Source organism: Streptomyces sp. NPDC028368 (assembly GCF_055565615.1).
In genome coordinates this window covers 92,860-104,742 of sequence record NZ_JBVHTY010000002.1, presented here as the reverse complement: position 1 = coordinate 104,742, position 11,883 = coordinate 92,860, and the positions used below count along the sequence as shown (strand labels likewise).

Genomic DNA, 11,883 nt, shown 5'->3' with positions numbered 1-11,883 from the left:
GCGGCGCTCCCTGAGTGGACGTATGGACCATGGCTCCCGTGGCCGAATCCTTACCTCTTCGCCGTGTGAGCGGTAGGTGACGAGACTGTTCCGTTACTTGTATGTCGAGGGTTCTCCTCAGGGGGATACCCTCTGCCGGTGAGTGCACGAGATCAGGGCGGGCGCCGGAGCGGCGGGCGGCAGGCGCAGCGCGCGGAGCGGCGCGAGGCGATCCTGGAGGCCGCCATGGAGCTCATCTCCGAACGCGGCTACCGCCGCACCTCGCTCGCCGCGGTGGCCGAACGCGCCGGGCTCACCCAGCAGGGACTGCTGCACCACTTCCCCACCAAGGAACTCCTGCTGGTCGCCGTCCTGGAGGCGCGCGACCGCTGGGACCTGGCCTCCTCGGCCGCCGCGGCCTGCGGCACCTGGCGCACCGGCGCCCTCGCCCAGCTCGTCGACTACAACGCCACCCGGCCCGGCATCGTCCAGACCTACACGGTCCTGTCCGCCGACAGCGTCACCGAGGACCACCCCGCCCGCGCCTTCTTCGAGTCGCGGTTTCGCGCCGTACGGGAATCGATGGCGGCCGCGCTGCGCGCCGAGTTCGGGGACACGCTGCCCGGCGGGCTGACACCGGAGCGGGCGGCGCCGCTGCTGGTCGCCGTGATGGACGGGCTGCAGCTGCAGTGGCTGCTGGATCCGGAGAACGTGGACATGCCGGGGGCGTTCCGGGACTTCGTGGCGCTGCTCGGGGAGGCCGAGGAATGACGGCAGGCCGAGGAGTGACGGCCCGCGGCCTCCCGGCGTGGGCGGCCGCGGTTGCCGGGTGTCAGCGGAGCGGCTCGAGGCAGGACGTGGTGGTCCCGCCCGGACCGTACTTGAGGTCGGCGTAGTACTCGCCGTCGGCACAGGTCGACTTCGGCTTGTCGAGCCGTCGAGCCTGCGGGTCACCTTGTACTCGGCGTCGGCCGACCCGCAGTCCGTGACCTGTGGGTCCTCCGGTGGGGGCGGCCGGTTCGCGAAAGCGCGCCCGGGGGACGGGATTCGCTGCCGGGCCCGGCGGCAGCGGAGAACCCTACCGGCCGGCGCCCGCCGCCTTGTCCTTGCGCCACCCCCGCGTCGCGAGATGCGCCACGACCCCGAAGACCAGCCCCCAGAAGGCCGATCCGATACCGAGGAGGGAGACCCCGGAGGCGGTGGCCAGGAAGGTGATCAGGGCGGCCTCGCGGTCCTTTTCCTCCTTCACCGCGCCGGTCAGGCCGCCGGCCAGCGCGCCGAACAGGGCGACACCGGCCAGCGCGGCGACCAGCTCCTTCGGCAGACCGGCGAAGAGGGCCACGAGGGTCGACCCGAAGGCGCCGATGAGGACGTAGAAGGCTCCGGAGGCGACGCCCGCCACATAGCGGCGCCCGGGGTCGCGGTGCGCCTCGGGGCCGGTGCAGATGGCGGCGGTGATGGCCGCGAGGTTGATGGCATGGGAGCCGAAGGGGGCGAGCACGGTGGAGACCAGGCCGGTCGAGCCGATCAGCAGCCGGTCCTTGGGCCGGTAGCCGGAGGCGGTGAGGACGGCGATGCCGGGGGCGTTCTGTGAGGCGAGGGTTGCCAGCGTGAGCGGGACGGCGATGCCGATGAGGGAGGCCAGGGAGAAGGCCGGGGTGGTGAACTGCGGCCGGGCCAGCTCGATGTGGTCCAGGTGGATGTGCAGACGTGCGGTGGCGGCGGCGCAGACCACGCCCGCGACCAGGGCGAGGAGTACGGCGTAGCGGGGCAGCCACCGCTTGCCCAGGAGGTAGGCCAGCAGGACGGCCCCGGCGATCAGCGGTGCGGTCCTGAGTGAGGCGAACACGCCCGTACCGAAGGAGAAGAGGATGCCGGCGAGCATGGCGGACACCACGGCCGGGGGTATCTGCCGCATCAGCCACCCGAAGACCCCGGTCAGCCCGACCAGGGTGATCACCACGCCGGTGACGAGGAACGCCCCGACGGCCTCCGGGTAGGAGTAGGCCCCCAGGCTCGTCACCAGGAGGGCGGCGCCCGGTGTCGACCAGGCGGTGATGACCGGCATCCGGGTCCGCAGGCTCAGGCCCAGGCAGGTCAGACCGCTGCCGAGGGAGATCGCCCAGATCCAGGACGTGGTCTGTGCGGCGTCCAGGTGCCCGGCGGCCGCGGCGGCAAGCACGATGACCAGCGGTCCCGAGTAGGAGACGACGACGGCGACGAAGCCGGCCAGCACCGCGGAGAGGGAGATATCGCGCCACAGGCGGGGGCGGGGGCCGGGCGCGGCCGGGGCGGCCGGGTCGGCGGGGGCGGTGCCGGTTTCGGACTCGGCTTCGGACCGGGTGTCGGTTTCGGGTTCGGTTTCGGGTTCGGTGTCGGTTTCGGAGCTCAACGGTTTTCCCCTGTACGGGTGATCAACTTGTGGTCGGCTCCAGTATCGGGATCTCTGCCGCTGTGGGGGATGTATCCCGTGAACCTGCGGCATCATGGCCGAATGATCATTGCTGCCGCGCAGTTCGCGCCCCTACCGGGTGACATCGATGCCAACGCCGCGCGGATGGCCGCGCTCATCACCGAGGCCGCCGAGCGCGGTGCCGGGCTGGTGGTCTTTGCCGAACTGGCGCTGACGCACTACGACCTGGCGGCGATAGCCGGCGATCCGGAGACGATGACGGTCACGCAGGACGACGCCCGGCTGGCGCCCGTACGGGAGGCCTGCCGGGCGTCGGGGGTTACGGCGGTGGTGAACGCGGCGGGGCGGGGCGCCGAGGGGGCCGTGCCCGCCATCGCCTCGTTCGTCTACGGGCCCGACGGCGAGCTGCTCACCCGCTATGACAAGCGGCATCTGTTCGAGGGGGAGAACGACGTCTTCGCGCCGGGCACGGCCGATGGCCGGTTCGTGCTGGGCGGGGTGCGGTTCGCGCTCACCACCTGTAACGACAACAACTTCCCGGCGGTCGCGGCGCGGGCCGTGGCGGACAACTGCGGGGTGTATCTGGCCAGTTCGTTCCACGGTACGGCGGAGCGGGTGGCACGGTATGCGGACCTGGCCCGGGACAACGGTCTGCATGTCGTGCTCGCCAATGGGACGGGCGTGGGGAGCCCCGGCCCGGCCTGCGGGCGCAGCGGGGCCTGGCTGCCCAGCGGCGAGCAGGTGGCGGCGGCCGGCGAGGGGGCCGCGGGCGGCGGTTCGGAGCTGGTGCTGACGGATGTCCGGGACCGGATCACGTTGATGGGGGACCCGGCGATCGCCGCGGTCCCCGTCAAGGAGTGCGGTGAGGCCCTGGTGGACGTACGGGCCGTGGCGCCCGAGCTGCTGGTGTCCGAGGGGCGGCACGACGAGCGGGGTGCCCACGCCCGGCTGCGCGAGGGTGTGCTGCGGCGGCTGCTGGCGGCGCAGGAGGCGCTGCCGGACGGGCTGCGGCTGGAAATCGTCGAGGGCTACCGGCCGCCGGGGCTGCAGCGCCGCTATTTCGAGGAGTACACCGACGAACTGCACGCCGCCCACCCCGAGTGGGACGCGGCGCGCATCCGCCGGGCCGCCGGCCGGTATGTGTCCCCGCCCGAGATCGCACCGCACAGCGCGGGCGGCGCGGTGGATCTGACGCTCGTCACGAAGGACGGCGAACATGTCGACATGGGGACACCGATCGACGCCTCCCCGGAGGAGAGCGACGGCGCCTGCTACACCGGCGCCCCGGGCCTGACGCCCGCGGCCCGCGCCGGCCGGCGGGTGCTGAGCGCGGCGCTGAGCGGCGCGGGCCTGGTCAACTACCCGACCGAGTGGTGGCACTGGTCGTACGGCGACCGCTACTGGGCCCTGATGACCGGCGCCGAGCACGCCCTTTACGGGCCCCAGGAGCTGGACGGCTGACGCCCACCGGGGACATCGGCGCGGTGGCGGCGGCGCTGCCGCCTCAGGCTCCCGGCAGCGCGTCCAGCTCCGCCGGCGTCGGGTAGGACGGCTGGGCGCCCGGCTTGGTGACCGCGGCGGCGCCGACGCGTACCGCGAAGCGGGCCGCGCCGGGAAGCGTGTCGCCGCGGGCCAGGCGGGTGGCGAGGGCGCCGGTGAAGGCGTCGCCGGCGCCGGTGGTGTCCACGGCCTTGACCCGTACGCCCGGGACCTCCGTCGCACCGGAGGCGTCCAGCACCAGCGCTCCCTCGCCGCCGAGGGTGACCACCACCGAGCGGGCGCCCTTCGCGCGCAGCGCGTCCGCCCACTCCCCCGGCTTGCCGTCGGCGAGCCCGGACAACTGCCGGGCCTCGTGTTCGTTGACCACCAACGGGTCGGCGACGGAGAGGAGTTCGGGAGCCAGGGCCGCCTCGGGCGCCGGGGAGGGGTTGAGCACGACGCGGGTACCGGCGTCCTCGGCGGCCGCGGCGGCCGCGCGTACCGACTCCATCGGGATCTCCAACTGGAGGGAGACCACCGAGGACGCGGCGATGGCGTCCCTCGCGGCGGCCACGTCGGCGGGGGTGAGGGCGGCGTTAGCGCCGGGCGAGACGACGATGCTGTTGTCGCCGTCCGGGCTGACGATGATCATCGCGGTGCCGGTGCGGGCCGCCTCGTCGACGATGACCGGTGCGACATCGGTGCCCGCGTCGCGCTGGGCGGCGAGCAGCAGTTCGCCGAAGGCGTCGCCGCCGATCCGCGCCAGCAGGGCGGTCCGCCCGCCGAGCCGGGCCGCGGCGGCCGCCTGGTTGGCGCCCTTGCCGCCGGCCGATTCGACCAGGTCGGTGCCGAGCACGGTCTCGCCCGCGCCGGGCCGCTGCTCCACCCGTACCGTCAGATCCGCGTTGGCCGAGCCGACCACCAGGACGTCGTACATACGCCGCTCTCCCATTTCCCTCAACTCACTCGTGCGTCTCGAACTTCGCGGCGTTCTCCGCCGTCACCAGCACCACCGGCACCTTGACCGTCTGCGGCAGCTTCTCACCGCGGGCGGCCTTGAGCGCCCAGTCCACGGCCTGCTTGCCCAGGAGTTGCGGCTGCTGGGCGACGGTGGCGGTCAGCGTGCCGCCGCGGACCGCCTTGACGCCGTCCGGGGTGCCGTCGAACGCCACCACCTTGACGTCCTTGCCGGAGCGGCCGCCCAGCGCCTTGGACGCGCCCAGCGCCATCTCGTCGTTGGCCGCGAACACCCCGGCGATATCGCGGTGCGCCTGAAGCATGTTGGTCATCACGTCCATGCCCTTGGTGCGGTCGAAGTCGGCGGGCTGCCGGGCGACGACCTGGATGCCGGGGTACTTCTTGATGCCCTCCTCGAAGCCCTGGCCGCGTTCGCGGGCGGCGGAGGTGCCGGGCCGGCCCTCCAGGAAGGCCACCTTGCCCTTGCCGCCGAGCGATCGGGCCAGCGTACGGGCGGCGAGGCGGCCGCCGGCGACGTTGTCGGAGGCGATGGTCGAGCCGACCTTGCCGCCGCTGACGCCGCGGTCGATGGAGATGACGGGCACGTTCGCGCGGTTGGCGACGCCGACGGCCGGAACGGCGGCGTCGGAGTCGACCGGGTTGATGATGGCCGCCTTGACGTTCTGGCTGGTGAACGTCTCCATCTGGTTGATCTGCTGGGTGGGGTCGTTCTGTGCGTCGGTGATGTTGATGTGCAGGCCGCGGGCGTCCGCCTCGGCCTGCGCGCCTTCCTTGATGCCGACGAAGAACGGGTTGTTCATGGTGGAGAGGGCCAGCCCCAGGTCCGTGTTGCCGCCGCGGTCGCAGCCGGCCAGGCCGAGGGCGAGGGTCGCGGCCAGCCCGGCCGCCAGCGGCATCCGGATCCGGGCGGTCGTCCTCATCCCGGCGGTCGTCCTGATCCGGGCGCTCATCGCGCGCTCCGGCGCCGCAGCGTGTCCAGGAGGACGGCGAGCGCGATGACCAGCCCGGTGGCCACCTGCTGCCAGAACGCCGAGACGCTCAGCAGGTTGAGGCCGTTGCGCAGGACGGCGAGGATCAGCGCGCCGATGAGCGTGCCGGACGCCTTGCCGGAGCCGCCGGAGAGGCTGGCCCCGCCGATGACGACGGCGGCGATGGCATCCAGCTCGTATCCGGTGGCGGCCTGCGGCTGGGCGGAGGTGAGCCGGGCCGCGAGCACGATGCCGGCGACCGCGGCGAACAGGCCGGACAGCGCGTAGATGACCAGCTTGCGGCGCCGCACGTTGATGCCGGAGAGACGGGCCGCCTCCTCGTTGCCGCCGATCGCGAACATCGCGCGCCCGGCATACGTACGGGCCAGGACCAGCGCCGCGATCAGCCCCATCGCGATCATGACGAGCACGGGGACCGGCAGCCAGCCGCCGAGGGTGTCGCCGAGCGCGCTGACCGAGGAGGGGAAGGCGATCGGCGAACCGCCGGAGATGACCAGGGCCAGGCCGCGGCCGACGGAGAGCATCGCCAAGGTGGCGATGAAGGCGGGCAGTCTGCCGTAGGCGACGAGCACACCGGAGAGCAGTCCGGCCGCCGCGCCGACCGCGAGGCCGAGCAGCACCGCGATCCACACGGGCAGGCCCTGGTCGGTGGCCGCCCAGCCCACGACGACGGCCGAGAGCCCGGCGAGAGAGCCGACCGACAGGTCGATGCCCGCCGAGACGATCACGAAGGTGACACCGAAGGCGAGGATCGCGGTGACCGATGCCTGGACGCCGACGTTGAGGAGGTTCTGCCCGTTGAGGAAGTCCCTGGACAGCACCGCCATGACGACCACCAGGGCGATCAGTCCGCCCAGCGGGCCGTTTTTGAGAACCGCCCGGGACAACCACGGCCCGGGGCCGACGCCATCCGGTGCCCGTCCTGCCACCTCGGCGGCGGCCCCGGTTTTCAGCTCAGCGGACATCGGAGCCCTCCATCGCGCTCTCGTGGGTGTTCTTGGCGGGTGCCCGGACGGCCAGTTCCATCACGGCGTCCTGGGTGGCCTCTTCGGCCGACAGCTCACCGGTCAGCCGCCCCTGCGACATCACCAGCACCCGGTCGCTCATCCCGAGCACCTCGGGCAGATCGCTGGAGATCATCAGCACCGCCCGGCCGGACGCCGTCAGGTCGTTGATGAGCTGGTAGATCTCGACCTTCGCGCCGACGTCGATACCGCGCGTCGGCTCGTCGAGGATCAGCAGCCTGGTGTCCGTCAGCAGCCACTTGCCGATGACGATCTTCTGCTGGTTGCCGCCGGAGAGCGTCCGCGCGTGCTGCGCCAGACCGCTCATCCGTACCTTCAGCCGCGCGGCCACGGCGGCCGCTTCGCGCCGCTGGGCGGCACGGTCCACCAGGCCGCCGCGGGTGTCGCGGTCGAGGCGGGCGAGGGTGAGGTTGTCCTGGAGGGACGCGTCCAGGACCAGGCCCTGGCCCTTGCGGTCCTCGGGGACGAGGCCGAGTCCGGCGCGCATCGCGGCCCGTACGTCGCCGCGGGCCAGTGTCCTGCCGTCGATCTCGACCGTGCCGGCGTCGTAGCGGTCCACGCCGAAGACGGCCCGGACGACCTCGGTACGGCCCGCGCCGACCAGTCCGGCCAGGCCCACCACCTCACCGGCCCGCACCTCGAAGTCGATGCCCTCGAAGACCGGTCCGGCCGCGGGGCCCCGGCGGGTCAGGCCGCGGACCTTCAGCAGCGGGGCGCCCGGCGCGTCGGGGCGCCGGCGCGGGTACTGCTCGGCGATGTCGCGGCCCACCATCAGGCGGATCAGCTCGTCCTCAGCGGTGGCGGCGGGCACCTCGTCGACCGAGCGGCCGTCGCGCAGGACGGTGACGCGGTCGCCGAGCGCGCCGATCTCCTCGAGGTGGTGGGTGATGAAGATGATGCCGACGCCCGACGCGCGCAGTTCGCGGACGATCGCGAAGAGGGTCTCGACCTCCTCGGAGGTGAGCACGGCGGTCGGCTCGTCCATGATCAGGACGCGGGCGTCCAGGCTGAGCGCCTTGGCGATCTCGACCATCTGGAGGCGGGCGATGCCGAGTTCGGCGACCGGGGTGTCCGGGGAGACATCGAGGCGTACGCGGCGGAGCAGGTCGGCGGCGCGGGCCCGCATCGTCTTCCGGTCGACCAGGCCGAGCGCGGTGCGGGGCTGGCGGCCCAGGAAGATGTTCTCGGCGACGGTCAGGCCGGGGACGAGGTTGAACTCCTGGTAGATGGTGGCGATGCCGAGGCGTGCGGCGTCCTGCGCGGAGCGGATGTGCACCTCGCGCAGGCCGTCCGTGCCGTCTGCGCCGTCTGCGCCGTCTGCGCCGTCTGCGCCGTCGACCAGGATGCGGCCCGCGTCGGGGCGGTGGGCGCCGGAGAGCATCTTGATCAGCGTGCTCTTGCCCGCGCCGTTCTCGCCGAGCAGGACGTGCACCTCGCCGGTGCGCAGACTCAGGTCGACGCCGTCCAGCGCGCGCACGCCGGGGAATGACTTGGTCACCCCCTCCACGCGCAGCAGTTCGCGGCCGCCCGGTACGTCGTCGTTGACGCCGGTCATGCGCTGCCCTCTCTTCCTTCCGGGGTCCTGATACGGCTGGGTCAGTGGGCGGGCGGCTCACCGCAGGAGCGGCGCGTGACGAGCCGCGCGGGCAGCAGCACCGAGCCGGCCGGGCGGCCCTCGATGCGCGCCAGCAGGGTGTGTACGGCGGCCCGGCCCAGTTCGCGGGTGGGCTGGGCGATGACGGTCAGCGGCGGATCGGTGTGCGCGAACCACGGCACGTCGTCGTAGACCACCAGGGCGACGTCGTCGGGGACCCGCAGCCCGCGCGCTTTGAGCTCGTCCATCGCGCCGAGCGCCATCAGGTTGTCGGTGGCGAGCACCGCGTCCGGCGGCCGGTGCAGGTCGAGGAGGGCGCTCATCACCCGGCGGCCGCCGGTGTGCTGGAGGTCGGGGGTGGCGCCGACGCGTTCGTCGGGCAGGTCGATGCCGTGTGCGGCGAGCGCCGTACGGAAGAGGTCGAGGCGTTCGTCGCCGGTGGGGGTGCCGGCCGGGGCGACGATGATCGCGGGGCGGCGGCGGCCGAGGGCGGCGAGGTGGGCGGCCAGGCCGGTCATCGCGGCGCGGCCGTCGGCGCGGACACAGGGGGCATCGATGCCGGGGACTATGCGGTCCAGCAGGACCAGCGGGGTGCCGGAGCCGACGACCTCGCCGAGCATCGCCGAGCCGGTGCCGGCCGAGCTGACCAGCAGGCCGTCGATCCGGCGGTCGAGCAGGGTGCGGATGTAGTCGTCCTGCTGCTCGGGGCGTTCGCCGGCGTTGCCGATGACCAGGCTGTAGCCGAGGCTGCGGGCCTCGTCCTCGACGGCGTCGGCGAGCTCGGTGAAGAAGGGGTTGGTGAGGTCGCTGATGATCAGACCGAGCGCGCCGGTCCGTGCGGTGCGCAGCGCGCGGGCGACGTTGTTGGGCCGGTAGCCCAGTTCCCGTACGGCGGCCAGCACCCGCTCGCGAGTCTCGGCGACCGGGCTGTGGCCGTTGAGGACCCGGGAGACGGTGGCGACGGAGACTCCCGCCCGCTCTGCCACATCTTTGATGTTCGCCATGGCGCCATTGCCGTCCTGTCCGGGCGGTCCGCTTCTTTGCGGACCGGCTGCGTCGCGCGGTCGAGCTTCGCCCGCGGCCCGTCGTGTAATCGATTCCGTGGGGTGCGCGAGGCCCTACGTAATCGATTACACGGCGGTCGCGTCAAGACATCGCGAAAGTGACCTGCGTCACAACGGCCGAGGGCCGCACCCCGGTGGGGTACGGCCCTCGGCTTCGGCCCGGTCGGCAGGCGCGCCGGACGCGTCAGGCGACGGTCAGCTTGACCTCGATGTTGCCGCGGGTGGCGTGGGAGTACGGGCAGACCTGGTGCGCCTTCTCCACCAGGGACCTGGCGGTGTCCGCGTCGACATTCGGGATCGAGGCGGAGATCTCGACCGTGAGGCCGAAGGCGCCTTCCGGGGTCTTGCCGATGCCGACCTTGGCGGTCACCCGGGAGCCGGAGACATCCGCCTTCTCCTGGCGGGCGACGACGCTGAGCGCGCCCTGGAAGCAGGCGCTGTAGCCGGCTGCGAAGAGCTGCTCGGGGTTCGTGCCGGCGCCGCTGCCGCCCTGCTCCTTGGGCGGGTTGACGACGACGTCAAGCTTGCCGTCGTCGCTGGCGACCCGGCCGTCACGGCCGTTCTCGGCGGTGGCGACGGCGGTGTAGACGACGTCGACAGTCGGGATGGACATACAGAATCCTCCTGTGATTCGCCGCGACTCGCGCCCACGGATCGCGGCGGCCTGCCGATGAGCCTAACGGGCGGGGGCAAGGGGGCGGCGGGCGAGGCCCGTGGTCCTCAGCTGTCGAGGCTCACGATCATCTTTCCGGTGTTCTCGCCGCGCAGCAGGCCCAGGAAGGCCTCGACGCCGTTCTCGACGCCGGACACCTTGGTCTCGCTGTACTTGAGCTCGCCGGAGCGGATCCAGGGGGAGACCTCCTCGACGAACTGCGACTGCAGCGCGGAGTGATCGCTCACCAGCAGGCCCTGGAGGCGCAGCCGCTTGCCGATCACCATCGCGAGGTTGCGCGGCGCGGGGCTCGGCTCGGTGGCGTTGTACATCGAGATCATGCCGCATATGGCGACGCGGCCATGGACGTTGAGGGCGGAGATGGCCGCCTCGAGGTGGTCGCCGCCGACGTTGTCGAAGTAGACGTCGATGCCGTCCGGCGCGGCCTCCTTGAGCTGCTTGGTGACATCGCCGTTCTTGTAGTTGAAGGCGGCGTCGAAGCCGTACTCCTCGACCAGGAGCTTGACCTTCTCGTCGGAGCCGGCGGAGCCGATCACCCGGGAGGCGCCCTTGAGCCTGGCGATCTGTCCGACCTCGCTGCCCACCGCGCCGGCCGCACCGGACACGAAGACGACGTCGCCCTCCTTGAAGGAGGCGACCTCCAGCAGGCCCGCGTAGGCGGTCAGGCCCGGCATGCCCAGCACGCCGAGGTAGGCGGTGAGCGGGGCCAGCGACGGGTCCACCTTGGCGGCGCGCTTGGCGTCCAGGACCGCGTACTCCCGCCAGCCGAGCCCGTGCAGCACATGGTCGCCGACGGCGAGGGACGCATCGCGCGAGGCGATGACCTCGCCGACCGCGCCGCCGTCCATGGGCTGGTCGAGCTGGAAGGGCGGGAGGTAGGACTTCACGTCGTTCATCCGGCCGCGCATGTACGGGTCGACGGAGAAGTGCAGGTTGCGGACGAGGATCTGGCCCTCGCCGAGCTCCGGCACCGCGGCCTCGCGCAGCGCGAAGTCATCCGGAGTGGGCCAGCCGTGCGGGCGGGCGGTGAGGTGCCATTCGCGGCCGGTTGCGGGCAGAGCGGACATAAGCGCGATCCTCCAAAAGCTTCAGGTACTGAAAGAATAATGCGCCTCGATATTTCATGTTGTCAAGTAATTGGGTATCCTGGTGTCATGACAGCGCGCGCAGACTCCTTGACCGTCGAGGTCGTCGACCTGATCGGCACCGTCGTCGCCCGTTACTACGAGGAGTACGAGCACGCCGCGGCCGAGCACTCCCTGACCGGTGCGCAGGCGCGGGTGCTGCGCCTGCTCTCCGCCGAGCCGCTGCCCATGCGCAAGGTCGCCCAGCGGCTGAAGTGCGAGCCGTCCAACATCACGGGCATCGTCGACCGCCTGGAGTCCCGCGGCCTGGTGGAGCGCCGGCTCGACCCGGCCGACCGCCGCGTCAAGCTGGCCGCCCCGACCGCCGAGGGCGCCCGCACCGCCGAACGGCTGCGCACCTCCCTCGACTTCGCCCGTGAACCGCTCGGCCGGCTGACGGCCGCCGAGCGCACCCTGCTCAAGCAGCTGCTCCAGCGGATGCTGGGCATAGCCCCGGAGTAGGGGCCCGGGGCGGGTAGGAGTCCGGGGCGGAACGGGCGCCCCGCCCCCCGGCGGCGAAGTGGCCCAGGAATACCGGGGGTGATTGTCCCGGGTGAGCGGCCTT

9 protein-coding genes and 1 pseudogene are annotated in these 11,883 nt (G+C 72.4%); 3 read left to right on the top strand and 7 right to left on the bottom strand.

Annotation, left to right across the window (positions count from 1 at the left end; translation table 11 throughout):
* Positions 1-138 precede the first annotated feature (138 nt).
* Positions 139-750 carry a TetR/AcrR family transcriptional regulator gene (locus ACZ4S3_RS04020; RefSeq protein ID WP_467925407.1) on the top strand — a complete coding sequence of 204 codons (612 nt, stop codon included), beginning with the start codon at positions 139-141 and terminating at the stop codon, positions 748-750.
* Positions 751-1,057: 307 nt separating this feature from the next.
* On the opposite strand, the gene ACZ4S3_RS04015 is transcribed toward ACZ4S3_RS04020, so the two are convergent.
* Positions 1,058-2,371, bottom strand: coding sequence for a benzoate/H(+) symporter BenE family transporter (locus ACZ4S3_RS04015; protein ID WP_467925405.1), 1,314 nt, complete (start codon positions 2,369-2,371; stop codon positions 1,058-1,060).
* A gap of 102 nt (positions 2,372-2,473) precedes the next feature.
* Here ACZ4S3_RS04015 and ACZ4S3_RS04010 point away from each other — a divergent pair, with 102 nt between their 5' ends.
* Complete coding sequence (locus tag ACZ4S3_RS04010; protein ID WP_467925404.1) at positions 2,474-3,853, top strand: nitrilase-related carbon-nitrogen hydrolase; 1,380 nt, start codon at positions 2,474-2,476, stop codon at positions 3,851-3,853.
* Positions 3,854-3,896: 43 nt separating this feature from the next.
* Here the strand turns inward: ACZ4S3_RS04010 and ACZ4S3_RS04005 are convergent, their stop codons facing one another.
* From ACZ4S3_RS04005 to ACZ4S3_RS03980, 6 genes and pseudogenes are all read right to left on the bottom strand, one after another.
* Positions 3,897-4,808 (bottom strand): ribokinase, encoded by a 912-nt coding sequence (locus ACZ4S3_RS04005; RefSeq protein WP_467927261.1) that lies wholly within the window; start codon positions 4,806-4,808, stop codon positions 3,897-3,899.
* Positions 4,809-4,833: 25 nt separating this feature from the next.
* Positions 4,834-6,803, bottom strand: a pseudogene (locus ACZ4S3_RS04000) (ABC transporter permease/substrate-binding protein).
* Positions 6,793-8,418 (bottom strand): sugar ABC transporter ATP-binding protein, encoded by a 1,626-nt coding sequence (locus ACZ4S3_RS03995; RefSeq protein WP_467925402.1) that lies wholly within the window; start codon positions 8,416-8,418, stop codon positions 6,793-6,795. The pseudogene ACZ4S3_RS04000 and the gene ACZ4S3_RS03995 overlap by 11 nt, the downstream one beginning before the upstream one ends.
* A gap of 41 nt (positions 8,419-8,459) precedes the next feature.
* Positions 8,460-9,461, bottom strand: a complete 1,002-nt coding sequence (locus ACZ4S3_RS03990) for a LacI family DNA-binding transcriptional regulator (RefSeq protein ID WP_467925400.1) — start codon at positions 9,459-9,461, stop codon at positions 8,460-8,462.
* Positions 9,462-9,705: 244 nt separating this feature from the next.
* Positions 9,706-10,134 (bottom strand): organic hydroperoxide resistance protein, encoded by a 429-nt coding sequence (locus tag ACZ4S3_RS03985; protein WP_467925398.1) that lies wholly within the window; start codon positions 10,132-10,134, stop codon positions 9,706-9,708.
* Positions 10,135-10,241: 107 nt separating this feature from the next.
* The gene (locus ACZ4S3_RS03980; RefSeq protein ID WP_467925396.1) at positions 10,242-11,261 is read right to left on the bottom strand and encodes an NADP-dependent oxidoreductase; all 1,020 of its coding nucleotides are present in this window, start codon (positions 11,259-11,261) and stop codon (positions 10,242-10,244) included.
* An 87-nt stretch (positions 11,262-11,348) separates the two neighbouring features.
* Here ACZ4S3_RS03980 and ACZ4S3_RS03975 point away from each other — a divergent pair, with 87 nt between their 5' ends.
* Positions 11,349-11,780, top strand: coding sequence for a MarR family winged helix-turn-helix transcriptional regulator (locus ACZ4S3_RS03975; protein WP_467925394.1), 432 nt, complete (start codon positions 11,349-11,351; stop codon positions 11,778-11,780).
* Positions 11,781-11,883: the final 103 nt, after the last annotated feature.